16 protein-coding genes and 1 pseudogene are annotated in these 16,691 nt (G+C 50.6%); 8 read left to right on the top strand and 9 right to left on the bottom strand.

Going from position 1 to position 16,691, the window contains the following annotated elements; genetic code table 11:
* Positions 1 to 193: 193 nt before the first annotated feature.
* A pseudogene (locus tag KXD89_RS22480) lies at positions 194 to 292 on the top strand (hypothetical protein); the annotation flags it as partial.
* Positions 293 to 342: 50 nt separating this feature from the next.
* On the opposite strand, the gene nagD reads toward KXD89_RS22480, so the two are convergent.
* Genes nagD through nagB form a run of 4 tightly spaced genes read right to left on the bottom strand, consistent with a single transcriptional unit; the run spans position 343 to position 4,380 of the window.
* Complete coding sequence (nagD, locus tag KXD89_RS15450) at positions 343 to 1,095, bottom strand: ribonucleotide monophosphatase NagD (protein WP_000153129.1); 753 nt, start codon at positions 1,093 to 1,095, stop codon at positions 343 to 345.
* Positions 1,096 to 1,142: 47 nt separating this feature from the next.
* The gene (nagC, locus tag KXD89_RS15445; protein ID WP_000187594.1) at positions 1,143 to 2,363 is read right to left on the bottom strand and encodes a DNA-binding transcriptional regulator NagC; all 1,221 of its coding nucleotides are present in this window, start codon (positions 2,361 to 2,363) and stop codon (positions 1,143 to 1,145) included.
* An 8-nt stretch (positions 2,364 to 2,371) separates the two neighbouring features.
* On the bottom strand, positions 2,372 to 3,520 hold the full coding sequence (gene nagA / locus KXD89_RS15440; protein ID WP_000271153.1) for an N-acetylglucosamine-6-phosphate deacetylase: 1,149 nt from the start codon (positions 3,518 to 3,520) through the stop codon (positions 2,372 to 2,374).
* 59 nt (positions 3,521 to 3,579) lie between these two features.
* A complete protein-coding gene (nagB, locus tag KXD89_RS15435) occupies positions 3,580 to 4,380 on the bottom strand; it encodes a glucosamine-6-phosphate deaminase (protein WP_001237072.1) in 801 nt (266 codons plus the stop codon).
* Between the two features lie 332 nt (positions 4,381 to 4,712).
* Here nagB and nagE point away from each other — a divergent pair, with 332 nt between their 5' ends.
* The 4 genes from nagE to chiQ all read left to right on the top strand — a co-directional run bounded on the left by nagE (position 4,713) and on the right by chiQ (position 10,885).
* Positions 4,713 to 6,659, top strand: a complete 1,947-nt coding sequence (gene nagE / locus KXD89_RS15430; RefSeq protein WP_001023093.1) for a PTS N-acetyl glucosamine transporter subunit IIABC — start codon at positions 4,713 to 4,715, stop codon at positions 6,657 to 6,659.
* A gap of 202 nt (positions 6,660 to 6,861) precedes the next feature.
* Entirely contained in the window at positions 6,862 to 8,526 is a 1,665-nt protein-coding gene (gene glnS, locus KXD89_RS15425; protein WP_001287154.1) for a glutamine--tRNA ligase, read from the top strand.
* A 576-nt stretch (positions 8,527 to 9,102) separates the two neighbouring features.
* On the top strand, positions 9,103 to 10,509 hold the full coding sequence (gene chiP / locus KXD89_RS15420) for a chitoporin (protein ID WP_001258819.1): 1,407 nt from the start codon (positions 9,103 to 9,105) through the stop codon (positions 10,507 to 10,509).
* A gap of 49 nt (positions 10,510 to 10,558) precedes the next feature.
* On the top strand, positions 10,559 to 10,885 hold the full coding sequence (gene chiQ, locus KXD89_RS15415; RefSeq protein WP_000733579.1) for a ChiQ/YbfN family lipoprotein: 327 nt from the start codon (positions 10,559 to 10,561) through the stop codon (positions 10,883 to 10,885).
* A gap of 83 nt (positions 10,886 to 10,968) precedes the next feature.
* Here the strand turns inward: chiQ and fur are convergent, their stop codons facing one another.
* The 5 genes from fur to ybfF form a co-directional block, all read right to left on the bottom strand.
* Entirely contained in the window at positions 10,969 to 11,415 is a 447-nt protein-coding gene (fur, locus tag KXD89_RS15410) for a ferric iron uptake transcriptional regulator (RefSeq protein ID WP_000131702.1), read from the bottom strand.
* Complete coding sequence (uof, locus tag KXD89_RS15405) at positions 11,408 to 11,494, bottom strand: fur leader peptide (RefSeq protein ID WP_001406816.1); 87 nt, start codon at positions 11,492 to 11,494, stop codon at positions 11,408 to 11,410. The genes fur and uof overlap by 8 nt, the downstream gene beginning before the upstream one ends.
* A gap of 209 nt (positions 11,495 to 11,703) precedes the next feature.
* The gene (fldA, locus tag KXD89_RS15400) at positions 11,704 to 12,234 is read right to left on the bottom strand and encodes a flavodoxin FldA (RefSeq protein WP_001018618.1); all 531 of its coding nucleotides are present in this window, start codon (positions 12,232 to 12,234) and stop codon (positions 11,704 to 11,706) included.
* A gap of 139 nt (positions 12,235 to 12,373) precedes the next feature.
* Positions 12,374 to 12,667 carry a LexA regulated protein gene (ybfE, locus tag KXD89_RS15395; RefSeq protein ID WP_001300829.1) on the bottom strand — a complete coding sequence of 98 codons (294 nt, stop codon included), beginning with the start codon at positions 12,665 to 12,667 and terminating at the stop codon, positions 12,374 to 12,376.
* Positions 12,668 to 12,806: 139 nt separating this feature from the next.
* Positions 12,807 to 13,571 carry an esterase gene (ybfF, locus tag KXD89_RS15390; RefSeq protein ID WP_000773288.1) on the bottom strand — a complete coding sequence of 255 codons (765 nt, stop codon included), beginning with the start codon at positions 13,569 to 13,571 and terminating at the stop codon, positions 12,807 to 12,809.
* Positions 13,572 to 13,755: 184 nt separating this feature from the next.
* Between ybfF and seqA the strand changes: the two genes are divergently transcribed.
* The 3 genes from seqA (at position 13,756) to KXD89_RS15375 (ending at position 16,675) form a co-directional block, all read left to right on the top strand.
* A complete protein-coding gene (seqA, locus tag KXD89_RS15385; protein WP_000848387.1) occupies positions 13,756 to 14,301 on the top strand; it encodes a replication initiation negative regulator SeqA in 546 nt (181 codons plus the stop codon).
* 25 nt (positions 14,302 to 14,326) lie between these two features.
* Positions 14,327 to 15,967, top strand: a complete 1,641-nt coding sequence (gene pgm / locus KXD89_RS15380) for a phosphoglucomutase (alpha-D-glucose-1,6-bisphosphate-dependent) (RefSeq protein WP_001297249.1) — start codon at positions 14,327 to 14,329, stop codon at positions 15,965 to 15,967.
* 213 nt (positions 15,968 to 16,180) lie between these two features.
* The gene (locus KXD89_RS15375; protein WP_000856353.1) at positions 16,181 to 16,675 is read left to right on the top strand and encodes a lipoprotein; all 495 of its coding nucleotides are present in this window, start codon (positions 16,181 to 16,183) and stop codon (positions 16,673 to 16,675) included.
* Positions 16,676 to 16,691: the final 16 nt, after the last annotated feature.

The following is a 16,691-nucleotide window of genomic DNA, read 5'->3' as shown; positions in this document are numbered from 1 at the left end:
AATGCCGCAAAGCAGCACTGTGCGCAAGCGATTTGGCGGTGAAAAAATAAAAAACGTAATGGTGATTGTCGATTGGTGAAAAAAGGTCTGGTGTGAGGATATATTTATTGATGAATCGATAATTTTTAGCGGGTTTTATTGAATGTTTATATTTTACGGGGGCCAAATTGCTGACAAAGTGCGATTTGTTCATGCCGGATGCGGCGTGAACGCCTTATCCGGCCTACAAAAGCATGAAAATTCAATATATTGCAGGAGCTGCGTAGGCCTGATAAGCGTAGCGCATCAGGCAGTTTGGCGTTTGTCATCAGAGCCAACCACGTCCGCAGACGTGGTTGCTATTCAGATAACGTCGATTTCAGCGACTGACGGGTAAATCCAGCTGGGGCGGAAAGGCATACTGTCGATATCGTCGAGCGACGAAACACCAGAAAGCACCAGAATCGTCTCCAGACCTGCCTGGAAGCCGGCCAGAATATCGGTACGCAGGTTATCGCCGACAATCACCGTTTCTTCCGAATGCGCCTGCATTTTGTTTAATGCTGCGCGGATGATCCACGGGCTGGGCTTACCAACATAGAACGGTTTGCGCCCGGAGATTTTCTCAATCCCTGCACACAACGCGCCACAAGCGGGATAAAAACCGCGCCCGTGGGTGTCCGGATTGGTGGCGATAAAACGTGCACCGTTAGCGACGAAATAGGCTGCTTTATGCATCATGTCCCAGTTGTAGGAACGCGTTTCGCCAACAATCACGAAATCAGGGTTCACATCGGTAATAGTGAAACCGGCTTTGTACAGTTCATGAATCAGTGCGCCTTCGCCCACCACATACGCTTTCTTGCCTTCCTGGCGACGCAGGAAATCGGCAGTCGCCATCGCAGAGGTATAAAACACGCTGTCAGGTACATCGACACCTGCGGTGGCAAAGCGGTTCGCCAGATCTTGCCCAGTCTGCGAAGGATAGTTGGTCAGCAACACCAGCGGCAGGCCTTTATCCATAATCCCGTGCAAAAATTCCGCTGCACCCGGTACGGCGACGTTATCGTGCATCAGCACGCCGTCGATATCGCAAATTACATTTTTAATGGTCATGGACTACCCAGAATATTGACAACAATAAGCGCCACTATAAAAGCACATTAATTTTCCAGCAAATGCTGGAGCAAAATACCGTTGAGCATGGCGCGTTTTACCAGCGCAAAAGCGCCGATTGCCGAGCGGTGATCCAGCTCAGAACGTACCACCGGCAGATTAGTGCGAAACGCCTTCAGCGCCTGGGTATTAATGCAGCTTTCAATAGCAGGGAGCAGCACTTTATCGGCTTCGGTGATTTCACCGGCAATAACAATTTTTTGCGGATTAAATAAGTTGATAGCAATGGCGATGGTTTTACCCAGATGACGACCGACATACTCAATTACTTCCGACGCCAGACTATCGCCTTTGTTCGCGGCTTTGCAGATAGTTTTGATGGTGCAGTCGTCCAGCGGCACGCGGCTCTGGTAGCCCTGCTTTAACAGATTCAACACCCGTTGTTCAATGGCAGCGTTGGCAGCGATAGTTTCCAGGCAGCCAAAGTTGCCGCAGTGGCAGCGTTCACCCAGCGGTTCGACCTGAATATGGCCAATTTCACCGACGTTGCCGTTGCGGCCAATAAAAATGCGCCCGTTAGAGATAATCCCGGCCCCGGTTCCGCGATGGACACGCACCAGAATGGAGTCTTCGCAATCCTGACTTGCACCGAAGTAGTGCTCCGCCAGCGCCAGACTACGGATATCGTGACCAACGAAACAGGTCACTTTAAAACGTTCTTCCAGAGCTTCTACCAGCCCCCAGTTTTCTACCTGAATATGCGGCATGTAATGAATTTTGCCGCTGTCCGGGTCAACAAGCCCTGGCAGGATCACCGAAATCGCGATCAGCTCGCGCAGTTTGCGCTGGTAGCTATCAATAAACTGAGCAATGGCATTCAACAGGGCATGTTCCAGCGTTTGCTGGGTACGTTCCGGCAGCGGGTAATGTTCTTCTGCCAGCACTTTGCTGCTGAGATCAAACAGAGTGATGGTGGCGTCATGACGACCAAGCCGTACGCCGATTGCGTGGAAATTGCGGGTTTCGGTGACGATGGAGATAGCGCGGCGGCCCCCGGTGGAGGCCTGCTGATCAACTTCTTTGATCAGCCCGCGTTCGATAAGCTGACGCGTAATTTTGGTTACGCTGGCGGGGGCAAGCTGGCTTTGCTCGGCAATCTGAATCCGCGAGATTGGCCCGTACTGGTCAATCAGGCGATAAACCGCCGCGCTGTTAAGCTGTTTTACGAGATCAACATTACCTATCTGAGCTTGTCCGCCTGGTGTCATACTTTCTCTTATTGAGTTACGACCTCGTTACCGTTAACGATGGTCTTGGTGATTTTAAAATCAGGTGTGAATGCAGTCAGGTTGGCTACTTTACCTGCGGCGAGTGTGCCGAGACGTTTCTCAACGCCAATCGCACGCGCCGGATAGAGCGTCGCCATACGTAGCACTTCATCCAGTGCGATACCGCAATGTTCGACCAGATTACGCACGCCTTCAATCATGGTTAAGGATGAACCGCTTAACGTACCGTTCTCATCCACACAAAGTCCGTTACGGTAGTATATTGTTTTACCCGCAAAAATGAACTGTTCAATGTTGGCACCTGCTGGCGCGGTGGCGTCAGTAACCAGACACAGTTTGTCGCCTTTCAGACGTTTAGCGTTGCGAATGTTGGCGTAATCAACATGCAGGCCATCAGCAATAATACCGCAATAAATGTCAGCTTCGTCGAGGATCGCGCCCGCCAGGCCAGGTTCACGACCGGTAATATACGGCATCGCGTTGTACAGATGGGTGGCAAAGGTAATCCCCGCGCGGAAACCGGCTTTTGCTTCTTTCAACGTCGCGTTGGAGTGACCGGCAGAAACCACAATCCCGGCATTTGCCAGTTTGCTGATGACTTCCGCAGGAACCATTTCCGGTGCCAGGGTCACTTTGGTAATGACGTCGGCGTTTTCACACAGGAAATCGACCAGCGCGGCATCAGGCTTACGCACAAAATTCGGATTATGGGTGCCTTTTTTTACCAGATTCAGCCACGGACCTTCCAGATGCAGACCTAACGCCTGATTCGGATGTTTTGCCAGGTACTCGCGCATAACGCGCACGCCCTGTTTCATCAGCTCATCGCTGGTGGTGATAAGCGTCGGCAGATAGTTAGTACAGCCTGATTTCTCATTGGCTTTCTGCATGATTTCCAGCGTTTCCACGCTGACCGCTTCAGCGGTGTCGTTAAACTGTACGCCGCCGCAGCCGTTTAACTGCACATCGATAAAACCGGGGGAGAGAATGGCCCCGTTCAGTGAACGTTGTTCGATCTCTGGCGGCAGTTCCGCTACCGGACAGACGCTTTTAATCAGGCCATCAGCGATAACAACCGCGTGGTCATCAAGAAATTCGTGGCCGGTAAAGATCCGGCCCTGGGTTAATGCATACATTCTGACCCCCGATTTTAAAAAATATTGCCCTGAGCAAGGAGCCAGGGCAGGGATAACAATTACAGACCTTTGATATTTTCTGCTTCTAATTCATTGAAATATCTTAAAGTCTTAACTTTCAGCTCCATGGTGGAAGGTTCATCGCACACCATGATCGCTTTCGGATGCAGTTGCAGACAGCTGATGGTCCACATATGGTTCACGCAACCTTCAACGGCGGCCTGCAGCGCCAGTGCTTTCTGGCTACCCAGCACCAGAATCATCACTTCTTCGGCATCCAGCAGTGTACCAACACCGACAGTCAGGGCATATTTTGGCACCTGATTAACATCGTTATCAAAGAAACGAGAGTTTGCGACGCGAGTGTCATGAGTCAGGGTTTTGATACGAGTACGAGAAGCCAGAGAAGACGCCGGTTCGTTAAATGCAATATGACCGTCGTTACCTACACCGCCCATAAACAGATGAATTTTTCCGTAAGAACGGATTTTTTCTTCATACTGGCGGCACTCGGCGTCGATATCCGGGGCGTTGCCGTTGAGAAGGTTGATGTTTTCTGCTGGAATATCAACGTGATCGAAGAAATTACGGTGCATAAAGCTGTAGTAGCTTTCCGGATGCTCTTTCGGCAGACCGACATATTCGTCCATGTTGAAGGTGACAACGTGCTTAAAGCTGACCTGGCCTGCTTTATGCATTTCGACTAACGCTTTATAGGTGGTCATCGGCGTGCCGCCAGTCGGCAGGCCCAGTACAAACGGACGATCGGCAGTCGGTTTGAACGCATTGATACGATTGACGATATGGCGAGCAGCCCATTTGCCGACCTGTTCAGCGGTAGTCAGGGGGATCAGTCTCATTATTCACCTCAATAAGTAAAATGTAAGCCGTTGGCGGATTAGGCATCTTTAAGCGTAACCTGGATTTGCGCAGACAGGCGTCAATCCGACCTGATTTTTTGAATGATAAAATAAGTTTTCTGGTTTAGCCAGTAAAAGGGAGTGATAATAACGATATTTGGTGACAAAACTCACAAAAGACACGCGTTTAATTTGCGATACGAATTAAATTTTCACACACTCTGTAGCAGATGATCTAACAATCTGATTACAGAACATCGGCAGTACAATTTGCAGCAAAATAAAAATACGGCTTGAAACGAGCCAAATAGGGTTCTCGTAGGGGGAATAAGATGAATATTTTAGGTTTTTTCCAGCGACTCGGTAGGGCGTTACAGCTCCCTATCGCGGTGCTGCCGGTGGCGGCACTGTTGCTGCGATTCGGTCAGCCAGATTTACTTAACGTTGCGTTTATTGCCCAGGCGGGCGGTGCGATTTTTGATAACCTCGCATTAATCTTCGCCATCGGTGTGGCATCCAGCTGGTCGAAAGACAGCGCTGGTGCGGCGGCGCTGGCGGGTGCGGTAGGTTACTTTGTGTTAACCAAAGCGATGGTGACCATCAACCCAGAAATTAACATGGGTGTACTGGCGGGTATCATTACCGGTCTGGTTGGTGGCGCAGCCTATAACCGTTGGTCCGATATTAAACTGCCGGACTTCCTGAGCTTCTTCGGCGGCAAACGCTTTGTGCCGATTGCCACCGGATTCTTCTGCCTGGTGCTGGCGGCCATTTTTGGTTACGTCTGGCCGCCGGTACAGCACGCTATCCATGCAGGCGGCGAGTGGATCGTTTCTGCGGGCGCGCTGGGTTCCGGTATCTTTGGTTTCATCAACCGTCTGCTGATCCCAACCGGTCTGCATCAGGTACTGAACACCATCGCCTGGTTCCAGATTGGTGAATTCACCAACGCGGCGGGTACGGTTTTCCACGGTGACATTAACCGCTTCTATGCCGGTGACGGCACCGCGGGGATGTTCATGTCCGGCTTCTTCCCGATCATGATGTTCGGTCTGCCGGGTGCGGCGCTGGCGATGTACTTCGCAGCACCGAAAGAGCGTCGTCCGATGGTTGGCGGTATGCTGCTTTCTGTTGCTGTTACTGCGTTCCTGACCGGTGTGACTGAGCCGCTGGAATTCCTGTTCATGTTCCTTGCTCCGCTGCTGTACCTCCTGCACGCACTGCTGACCGGTATCAGCCTGTTTGTGGCAACGCTGCTGGGTATCCACGCGGGCTTCTCTTTCTCTGCGGGGGCTATCGACTACGCGTTGATGTATAACCTGCCGGCCGCCAGCCAGAACGTCTGGATGCTGCTGGTGATGGGCGTTATCTTCTTCGCTATCTACTTCGTGGTGTTCAGTTTGGTTATCCGCATGTTCAACCTGAAAACGCCGGGTCGTGAAGATAAAGAAGACGAGATCGTTACTGAAGAAGCCAACAGCAACACTGAAGAAGGTCTGACTCAACTGGCAACCAACTATATTGCTGCGGTTGGCGGCACTGACAACCTGAAAGCGATTGACGCCTGTATCACCCGTCTGCGCCTTACAGTGGCTGACTCTGCCCGCGTTAACGATACGATGTGTAAACGTCTGGGTGCTTCTGGGGTAGTGAAACTGAACAAACAGACTATTCAGGTGATTGTTGGCGCGAAAGCAGAATCCATCGGCGATGCGATGAAGAAAGTCGTTGCCCGTGGTCCGGTAGCCGCTGCGTCAGCTGAAGCAACTCCGGCAACTGCCGCGCCTGTAGCAAAACCGCAGGCTGTACCAAACGCGGTATCTATCGCGGAGCTGGTATCGCCGATTACCGGTGATGTCGTGGCACTGGATCAGGTTCCTGACGAAGCATTCGCCAGCAAAGCGGTGGGTGACGGTGTGGCGGTGAAACCGACAGATAAAATCGTCGTATCACCAGCCGCAGGGACAATCGTGAAAATCTTCAACACCAACCACGCGTTCTGCCTGGAAACCGAAAAAGGCGCGGAGATCGTCGTCCATATGGGTATCGACACCGTAGCGCTGGAAGGTAAAGGCTTTAAACGTCTGGTGGAAGAGGGTGCGCAGGTAAGCGCAGGGCAACCGATTCTGGAAATGGATCTGGATTACCTGAACGCTAACGCCCGCTCGATGATTAGCCCGGTGGTTTGCAGCAATATCGACGATTTCAGTGGCTTGATCATTAAAGCTCAGGGCCATATTGTGGCGGGTCAAACACCGCTGTATGAAATCAAAAAGTAATCTGCTTTATGCCTGATGCGACGCTTGAGCGTCGCATCCAACAATGACAAGCGGTGGAGATCTTCTCTGCCGCTTTTTTTTTCATCAATCATCCCCATAATCCTTGTTAGATTATCAATTTTAAAAAACTAACAGTTGTCAGCCTGTCCCGCTTATAAGATCATACGCCGTTATACGTTGTTTACGCTTTGAGGAATCCACGATGAGTGAGGCAGAAGCCCGCCCGACTAACTTTATCCGTCAGATCATCGATGAAGATCTGGCCAGTGGTAAGCACACCACAGTACACACCCGTTTCCCGCCGGAGCCGAATGGCTATCTGCATATTGGCCATGCGAAATCTATCTGCCTGAACTTCGGGATCGCCCAGGACTATAAAGGCCAGTGCAACCTGCGTTTCGACGACACTAACCCGGTAAAAGAAGATATCGAGTATGTTGAGTCGATCAAAAACGACGTAGAGTGGTTAGGTTTTCACTGGTCTGGTAACGTCCGTTACTCCTCCGATTATTTTGATCAGCTCCACGCCTATGCGATCGAACTGATCAATAAAGGCCTGGCGTACGTTGATGAACTGACGCCGGAACAGATCCGCGAATACCGCGGCACCCTGACGCAACCGGGTAAAAACAGCCCGTACCGCGACCGCAGCGTTGAAGAGAACCTGGCGCTGTTCGAAAAAATGCGTGCCGGTGGTTTTGAAGAAGGTAAAGCCTGCCTGCGTGCGAAAATCGACATGGCTTCACCGTTTATCGTGATGCGCGATCCGGTGCTGTACCGTATTAAATTTGCTGAACACCACCAGACTGGCAACAAGTGGTGCATCTACCCGATGTACGACTTCACCCACTGCATCAGCGATGCCCTGGAAGGTATTACGCACTCTCTGTGTACGCTTGAGTTCCAGGACAACCGTCGTCTGTACGACTGGGTACTGGACAACATCACGATTCCTGTTCACCCGCGCCAGTATGAGTTCTCGCGCCTGAATCTGGAATACACCGTGATGTCCAAGCGTAAGTTGAACCTGCTGGTGACCGACAAGCACGTTGAAGGCTGGGATGACCCGCGTATGCCGACCATTTCCGGTCTGCGTCGTCGTGGTTACACTGCGGCTTCTATTCGTGAGTTCTGCAAACGCATCGGCGTGACCAAGCAGGACAACACCATTGAGATGGCGTCGCTGGAATCCTGCATCCGTGAAGATCTCAACGAAAATGCGCCGCGCGCAATGGCGGTTATCGATCCGGTGAAACTGGTTATCGAAAACTATCAGGGCGAAGGCGAAATGGTTACCATGCCGAACCATCCGAACAAACCGGAAATGGGCAGCCGTCAGGTGCCGTTTAGCGGTGAGATTTGGATTGATCGCGCCGATTTCCGCGAAGAAGCTAACAAGCAGTACAAACGTCTGGTGCTGGGTAAAGAAGTGCGTCTGCGTAATGCTTATGTGATTAAGGCAGAACGCGTCGAGAAAGATGCCGAAGGTAATATCACCACCATCTTCTGTACTTATGACGCCGATACCTTAAGCAAAGATCCGGCAGATGGTCGTAAAGTCAAAGGTGTTATTCACTGGGTGAGCGCGGCACATGCGCTGCCGGTTGAAATCCGTTTGTATGACCGTCTGTTCAGCGTGCCTAACCCAGGTGCTGCGGATGATTTCCTGTCGGTGATTAACCCGGAATCGCTGGTGATCAAACAGGGCTTTGCTGAACCGTCGCTGAAAGATGCGGTTGCGGGTAAAGCATTCCAGTTTGAGCGTGAAGGTTACTTCTGCCTCGATAGCCGCCATTCTACGGCGGAAAAACCGGTATTTAACCGCACCGTTGGGCTGCGTGATACCTGGGCGAAAGTAGGCGAGTAATTTTAAGTTTCGCTATGCCGGATGGGGCGTTTACGTCGCATCCGGCAAGGAACAGACAAACAGTTTCAAACGCTAAATTGCCTGATGCGCTACGCTTATCAGGCCTACATGATCTCTGCAATATATTGAGTTTGCGTGCTTTTGTAGGCCGGATAAGGCGTTCACGCCGCATCCGGCAAGAAACAGCAAACAATCCAAAACGCCGCGTTCAGCGGCGTTTTTTCTGCTTTTCTTCGCGAATTAATTCCGCTTCGCAATTTATCCATAAAATAAATTTAAAATAACAAAACATAATTAAATAAAATGTAACCGCTTTCATCTTGCTGGAATTTCACGCTTTTATTCTTCTGCAAGCCTTTCAACCGCAAACTTAAGCCTTGTAACAAAAATCATCAAAATATGTGCGGTTGCTCATGTTCTTACATTCTGGTTACAGAAAGAGATTGATAATTCGCGTCGCGAAAAATAGTCTGTTCCTGTAGTCAGCGAGACTTTTCTCAACGCTACTTTTTTAATTTTTATTTTTTCGCTGTTCACCTTTGGTGCAGCAATTTATACGTCAAAGAGGATTAACCCATGCGTACGTTTAGTGGCAAACGTAGTACGCTGGCGCTGGCTATCGCCGGTGTTACAGCAATGTCGGGCTTTATGGCAATGCCGGAGGCTCGCGCCGAAGGATTCATCGACGATTCAACCTTAACCGGCGGTATCTATTACTGGCAGCGTGAACGCGACCGTAAAGATGTTACCGACGGCGACAAATACAAAACCAACCTTTCTCACTCCACCTGGAATGCCAACCTCGATTTTCAGTCCGGTTATGCTGCTGATATGTTCGGCCTTGATATTGCTGCGTTTACGGCGATTGAAATGGCGGAAAACGGCGACAGCTCCCACCCGAACGAAATCGCGTTTTCAAAAAGTAATAAAGCCTATGACGAAGACTGGTCCGGCGACAAAAGCGGTATAAGCCTGTATAAAGCTGCGGCCAAATTTAAATACGGTCCGGTTTGGGCGAGGGCAGGTTACATTCAGCCAACTGGTCAAACGCTGTTAGCGCCGCACTGGAGCTTTATGCCAGGTACTTATCAGGGGGCGGAAGCCGGGGCGAATTTTGATTACGGCGATGCTGGTGCGTTGAGTTTCTCCTACATGTGGACCAACGAATACAAAGCGCCGTGGCATCTGGAAATGGATGAGTTTTATCAGAACGATAAAACCACCAAAGTTGATTATCTGCACTCCTTTGGGGCGAAATACGACTTCAAAAATAACTTCGTACTGGAAGCGGCATTTGGTCAGGCGGAAGGGTATATCGATCAATATTTTGCCAAAGCCAGCTACAAATTTGATATCGCCGGTAGCCCGTTAACCACCAGCTACCAGTTCTACGGTACCCGAGATAAAGTTGACGATCGCAGCGTCAACGACCTTTATGACGGCACCGCCTGGCTGCAAGCGTTGACCTTTGGTTACCGGGCGGCTGACGTAGTGGATTTGCGCCTCGAAGGCACCTGGGTTAAGGCTGACGGTCAGCAGGGATACTTCCTGCAACGTATGACTCCAACCTACGCTTCCTCAAACGGTCGCCTGGATATCTGGTGGGATAACCGTTCTGACTTCAACGCCAACGGCGAAAAAGCGGTCTTCTTCGGTGCGATGTATGACCTGAAAAACTGGAATCTTCCAGGCTTCGCCATCGGCGCTTCCTACGTTTACGCATGGGATGCTAAACCTGCGACCTGGCAGAGCAATCCGGATGCGTACTACGACAAAAACCGGACTATTGAAGAGTCTGCCTACAGCCTGGATGCGGTCTATACCATTCAGGACGGTCGCGCCAAAGGCACGATGTTCAAACTGCATTTCACCGAATACGACAACCACTCCGACATCCCAAGCTGGGGCGGTGGTTACGGCAACATCTTCCAGGATGAGCGTGACGTGAAATTTATGGTAATCGCACCATTCACCATCTTCTGATGCCCGACGCGGCAGGTTTTGTGCCTGCCGCACGTTTGAGGAATTTGCTATGAAAAAACTGATTCTCATCGCCATAATGGCATCGGGGCTGGTAGCTTGTGCGCAATCAACCGCGCCACAGGAAGACAGTCGTCTGAAAGAGGCATACAGCGCCTGTATCAACACCGCACAAGGTTCGCCAGAAAAAATTGAAGCCTGCCAGAGCGTGTTAAACGTGCTGAAGAAAGAGAAACAACATCAGCAGTTTGCCGACCAGGAAAGTGTACGCGTACTGGATTATCAGCAGTGTCTGCGTGCAACGCAAACCGGAAATGATCAGGCGGTGAAAGCCGATTGTGATAAAGTCTGGCAGGAAATACGCAGTAATAACAAATAAGTGAGAGCTGTAACTCTCGCTTTTCTTATTTCCCTTGCATAAAAAAGCCAACCCGCAGGTTGGCTTTTCTCGTTCAGGCTGGCTTATTTGCCTTCGTGCGCATGTTCATCTTCGCGGCAATCGCCTTCGGCACAGTGACCGTAAAGATAGAGACTGTGGTTAGTCAGGCGAATGCCATGTTTTGCGGCAATTTCACGCTGACGCGCTTCGATGGAATCATCACTAAATTCGATAACCTTGCCGCAGTCGAGGCAGATCAGGTGATCGTGGTGATGTTGCTGTGTCAGTTCAAATACGGATTTACCGCCTTCAAAATTGTGGCGGGTGACGATACCAGCGTCGTCAAACTGGTTCAGTACGCGATATACCGTAGCCAGACCAATTTCTTCACCCATATCGATCAGACGTTTGTATAAATCTTCCGCACTGACGTGATGGTTGTCCGGCTCCTGAAGAACTTCCAGGATTTTTAAACGAGGAAGCGTTACTTTCAGGCCAGCTTTCTTTAGGGCGGTATTGTTATCAGTCATGCGGAATCTGTCCTGTTACTAAGCGGTTCACTTCATTAGAAGAAGTGACAGAATTTGCTCTTGAGATAATGCGTATCATTATAGAATTGCCACGCCTAAATGAAAACCACAAGTCCCTGGCAAATATTGTTAATAAAAACGTGGCACAGCTTACATTTACAACGGCAAGGCCACTTGAACACCGGGACATTGTACAGGTACAACAGCAAAAGTTACAAATTTGTAGCAATTATTTTGATTGGCATTATCTATTAATACGGCGTAGACATGAGTCTACGCCGCATCACATCAGGCATTGAGAATTTCGTCGAGATGCAACTCTTCAGAAATCTGTTTAACCCATTTTTCTACACGTTCAGCGGTCAGTTCCGGCTGACGGTCTTCGTCGATAGCCAGACCGACAAAGTGGTCGTCATCTGCCAGACCTTTTGATGCTTCGAAATGATAGCCCGCAGTTGGCCAGTGACCAACGATGGTTGCACCGCGCGGTTCAATGATGTCGCGGATGGTGCCCAATGCGTCGCAGAAATATTCGGCGTAATCTTCCTGGTCACCACAACCAAACAGCGCAACCAGTTTGCCGTTGAAATCAATCTCTTCGAGAGTCGGGAAGAAGTCATCCCAGTCACACTGCGCTTCGCCGTAATACCAGGTTGGGATGCCCAGCAGCAGAATGTCATAAGCTTCCAGATCTTCTTTGCTGCTTTTTGCAATGTCATGGACATCGGCAACGTCTTTACCAAGCTGTTTTTGAATCATTTTTGCGATATTTTCGGTATTACCGGTGTCGCTGCCGAAAAAGATGCCAGTGATAGCCATGAGTGAAATAACCTCTTGAAACTTATTGAAATGGGGGTGGAAAATTGCCCACGGATAAAGGCAATCATAGCAGAACAGGCAGTCTTGCGGAATCAGCAAACGAGCAGGACTGCACACTGTGCTACATGAAAGTGGAAATTTAAACGATGCCCTGACTACGCAGCGCCGCCAGTTGCTGCATTAACATCTCTTCGATCAGTTCGCTACGGCTCATATTGCGCGACTCCGCCAGCTCGTTCAGCGCCTCGACAGCTTCCGCGTTCAGCTTCAGTTCGACACGCTTAAGGCCACGTACTTTGTCGCGTTTTAGCTGGTTGCGTTTATTAATACGCAGCTGTTCATCGCGCGAAAGCGGATTAGTTTTCGGTCGTCCCGGTCGACGCTCGTGCGCGAACAGATCTAATGTCGTACGGTCCGTTTGTTCTTTGGCCATGATCTTGGTGACTTCGGGGGAAACAATCAGCCAGGCCTCTGCCCGGATGGATAGCGCGCCATAATACATCAGCGCGATGAGTCACGCCAACGCCCACGCGCGGAAAGCGACGCGGACGCTGGGTTTTTAATCAGTTGCGTTAATCATTGAGATAGCGACGGATAGCGCGTAATACCGCATCCGGTTTTTCAGCATGGACCCAGTGACCCGCGCCTGCAATCACATGCGCCCGTGCCTGTGGAAATTGAGCCAGTAAATCATCACGGTACTGCTCGCTAACATACGGAGAATTGCCGCCAGGGATAAACAGGGCAGGGTGATCCCATGCCGGGATTTTCTCCCAACCTACAATATGCGGATACTGATCCCACAATACCGGCACGTTAAAGCGCCACTCCCCGTCAACAAAAGATTTCAGCAGAAACTGAATCACCCCTTCTTCATTAAGATGCTGGCGCATTATTGCTGCTGCTTGCTGGCGAGTTTGTGCGTCCGATTCACTGACCGCGTTGATAGCCGCAAAAATCTCATCATGACGGCGTACGTGATAGTCGACCGGCGCGATATCGATCGCCACCAGTTTATCGATGCGATCGGAGGCTAGTGCAGTAAGTGCCATTACCGCTTTACCGCCCATGGAGTGACCGATAAATGTTGCTTTGTCGATCTGCTGTGCATCCAGAGTATCAACAAGATCCTGCGCCATCGCCGGGTAATTCATTACCGGATCTCTCGGTGAAAGACCGTGGTTACGCATATCAACCTGGATGATATTGTGATCGTTTACCAGATCGCGAGCCAGTACGCCAAGGTTGTCGAGGCTGCCAAACAGACCGTGGACAAGAACGATGGGAGAATTATTGTGCTGGTTTTGTGCAGTTTGCGCGCGGATATTCAATTTCATGGCAAAGTTCTTTTTTTCGCGTTGTCGGGTTAGGGTATTATGTTGACCATTGTGCCACAGGGCTGCAACAAATAAGGTTTATTCCGAGTTTTTCTGCAAGCCAGGCTTGACGCTATCCGCTGCCGGGATTTATTCATATACTCCTGGCGACTTGTATTCAGCTAAGACACTGCACTGGATTAAGATGAAAACGATTGAAGTTGATGATGAACTCTACAGCTATATTGCCAGCCACACTAAGCATATCGGCGAGAGCGCATCCGACATTTTACGGCGTATGTTGAAATTTTCCGCCGCATCACAGCCTGCTGCTCCGGTGACGAAAGAGGTTCGCGTTGCGTCACCTGCTATCGTCGAAGCGAAGCCGGTCAAAACGATTAAAGACAAGGTTCGCGCAATGCGTGAACTTCTGCTTTCGGATGAATACGCAGAGCAAAAGCGAGCGGTCAATCGCTTTATGCTGCTGTTGTCTACACTATATTCTCTTGACGCCCAGGCGTTTGCCGAAGCAACGGAATCGTTGCACGGTCGTACACGCGTTTACTTTGCGGCAGATGAACAAACGCTGCTGAAAAATGGTAATCAGACCAAGCCGAAACATGTGCCAGGCACGCCGTATTGGGTGATCACCAACACCAACACCGGCCGTAAATGCAGCATGATCGAACACATCATGCAGTCGATGCAATTCCCGGCGGAATTGATTGAGAAGGTTTGCGGAACTATCTAAAACGTTGCAGACAAAGGACAAAGCAATGGCAATCCACAATCGTGCAGGCCAACCTGCACAACAGAGTGATTTGATTAACGTCGCCCAACTGACGGCGCAATATTATGTACTGAAACCAGAAGCAGGGAATGCGGAGCACGCGGTGAAATTCGGTACTTCCGGTCACCGTGGCAGTGCAGCGCGCCACAGCTTTAACGAGCCGCACATTCTGGCGATCGCTCAGGCAATTGCTGAAGAACGTGCGAAAAACGGCATCACTGGCCCTTGCTATGTGGGTAAAGATACTCACGCCCTGTCCGAACCTGCATTCATTTCCGTTCTGGAAGTGCTGGCAGCGAACGGCGTTGATGTCATTGTGCAGGAAAACAATGGCTTCACCCCGACGCCTGCCGTTTCCAATGCCATCCTGGTTCACAATAAAAAAGGTGGCCCGCTGGCAGACGGTATCGTGATTACACCGTCCCATAACCCGCCGGAAGATGGTGGAATCAAATACAATCCGCCAAATGGTGGCCCGGCTGATACCAACGTCACTAAAGTGGTGGAAGACAGGGCCAACGCACTGCTGGCCGATGGCCTGAAAGGCGTGAAGCGTATCTCCCTCGACGAAGCGATGGCATCCGGTCATGTGAAAGAGCAGGATCTGGTGCAGCCGTTCGTGGAAGGTCTGGCCGATATCGTTGATATGGCCGCGATTCAGAAAGCGGGCCTGACGCTGGGCGTTGATCCGCTGGGCGGTTCCGGTATCGAATACTGGAAGCGTATTGGCGAGTATTACAACCTCAACCTGACTATCGTTAACGATCAGGTCGATCAAACCTTCCGCTTTATGCACCTTGATAAAGACGGCGCGATCCGTATGGACTGCTCCTCCGAGTGTGCGATGGCGGGCCTGCTGGCACTGCGTGATAAGTTCGATCTGGCGTTTGCTAACGACCCGGATTATGACCGTCACGGTATCGTCACTCCGGCAGGTTTGATGAATCCGAACCACTACCTGGCGGTGGCAATCAATTACCTGTTCCAGCATCGTCCGCAGTGGGGCAAAGATGTTGCCGTCGGTAAAACGCTGGTTTCATCTGCGATGATCGACCGTGTGGTCAACGACTTGGGCCGTAAACTGGTAGAAGTCCCGGTAGGTTTCAAATGGTTTGTCGATGGTCTGTTCGACGGCAGCTTCGGCTTTGGCGGCGAAGAGAGTGCAGGGGCTTCCTTCCTGCGTTTCGACGGCACGCCGTGGTCCACCGACAAAGACGGCATCATCATGTGTCTGCTGGCGGCGGAAATCACCGCTGTCACCGGTAAGAACCCGCAGGAACACTACAACGAACTGGCAAAACGCTTTGGTGCGCCGAGCTACAACCGTTTGCAGGCAGCTGCGACTTCCGCACAAAAAGCGGCGCTGTCTAAGCTGTCTCCGGAAATGGTGAGCGCCAGCACCCTGGCAGGTGACCCGATCACCGCGCGCCTGACTGCTGCTCCGGGCAACGGTGCTTCTATTGGCGGTCTGAAAGTGATGACTGACAACGGCTGGTTCGCCGCGCGTCCGTCAGGCACGGAAGACGCATATAAGATCTACTGCGAAAGCTTCCTCGGTGAAGAACATCGCAAGCAGATTGAGAAAGAAGCGGTTGAGATTGTTAGCGAAGTTCTGAAAAACGCGTAAACACATTTAATAAAAAAAGGGCGGTCGCAAGATCGCCCTTTTTTACGTATGACAAACACAGAATTGCCTGATGCGCTACGCTTATCAGGCCTACGAGGATGGTGCAATATATTGAATTTAAGCGATTTTGTAGGCCGGATAAGGCGTTCACGCCGCATCCGGCAAAAACAACGAACACTTTGTCAACAAACTGAGTAGCTCAAGGAAATCCCAATGAAGACCAACAGGAGTCTGGTCGTCATAGTGTCACTAATTACCGCCACATTACTGCTGACTGCATGCGCCCAACCTGAACAATCATCATTAGCTGGCGACTGGTTACTGACCCCTAAAGATAAAACCAGAGGATTAACGGGTAGCATTGCGGTAAATATTGCACCTTTCCGGTGTAAGACAAATTGCCGTGGTGATAACTTACCTGATAATACCCGCCGCTGGCAGTTGTCAGGCGGGAACGAAAAAGAACTTACTTATCTTCATAATATGTCAGCACAAGAAAAGGTCGGTTTAAATCCCGGTTGGCAATGCTACACCTCATTTTTTATGCGGGTTTGCCAGGGCAAGCCCGGCACTCGACCGATAGTCAATGAGGATTATGTCAGCGAAAGCGGATTTTTTGGCTCGATGATGCATGTCGGGATTATTGAGTTACGACGCTGCCAGTCAGAAAATTGCCAGCAAGAATTGAAAGCGATAAATACACATTAAAATAGTGAGTCCGGGA

It is taken from the genome of Escherichia sp. TC-EC600-tetX4 (genome assembly GCF_019356055.1).
GTDB lineage: Bacteria > Pseudomonadota > Gammaproteobacteria > Enterobacterales > Enterobacteriaceae.
The sequence above is the reverse complement of the archived record's forward strand: the minus strand, read 5'-3'. Positions and strand labels throughout refer to the sequence as shown.

Coding starts and splice junctions, on each gene's coding strand:
- nagD (WP_000153129.1), bottom strand. CDS start 1,095: ATGACCATTAAAAATGTAATTTGCGATATCGACGGCGTGCTGATGCAC.
- uof (WP_001406816.1), bottom strand. CDS start 11,494: ATGATACGCATTATCTCAAGAGCAAATTCTGTCACTTCTTCTAATGAA.
- KXD89_RS15375 (WP_000856353.1), top strand. CDS start 16,181: ATGAAGACCAACAGGAGTCTGGTCGTCATAGTGTCACTAATTACCGCC.
- chiP (WP_001258819.1), top strand. CDS start 9,103: ATGCGTACGTTTAGTGGCAAACGTAGTACGCTGGCGCTGGCTATCGCC.
- fldA (WP_001018618.1), bottom strand. CDS start 12,234: ATGGCTATCACTGGCATCTTTTTCGGCAGCGACACCGGTAATACCGAA.
- ybfF (WP_000773288.1), bottom strand. CDS start 13,571: ATGAAATTGAATATCCGCGCGCAAACTGCACAAAACCAGCACAATAAT.
- nagB (WP_001237072.1), bottom strand. CDS start 4,380: ATGAGACTGATCCCCCTGACTACCGCTGAACAGGTCGGCAAATGGGCT.
- fur (WP_000131702.1), bottom strand. CDS start 11,415: ATGACTGATAACAATACCGCCCTAAAGAAAGCTGGCCTGAAAGTAACG.
- nagA (WP_000271153.1), bottom strand. CDS start 3,520: ATGTATGCATTAACCCAGGGCCGGATCTTTACCGGCCACGAATTTCTT.
- nagC (WP_000187594.1), bottom strand. CDS start 2,363: ATGACACCAGGCGGACAAGCTCAGATAGGTAATGTTGATCTCGTAAAA.
- pgm (WP_001297249.1), top strand. CDS start 14,327: ATGGCAATCCACAATCGTGCAGGCCAACCTGCACAACAGAGTGATTTG.
- ybfE (WP_001300829.1), bottom strand. CDS start 12,667: ATGGCCAAAGAACAAACGGACCGTACGACATTAGATCTGTTCGCGCAC.
- chiQ (WP_000733579.1), top strand. CDS start 10,559: ATGAAAAAACTGATTCTCATCGCCATAATGGCATCGGGGCTGGTAGCT.
- nagE (WP_001023093.1), top strand. CDS start 4,713: ATGAATATTTTAGGTTTTTTCCAGCGACTCGGTAGGGCGTTACAGCTC.
- seqA (WP_000848387.1), top strand. CDS start 13,756: ATGAAAACGATTGAAGTTGATGATGAACTCTACAGCTATATTGCCAGC.
- glnS (WP_001287154.1), top strand. CDS start 6,862: ATGAGTGAGGCAGAAGCCCGCCCGACTAACTTTATCCGTCAGATCATC.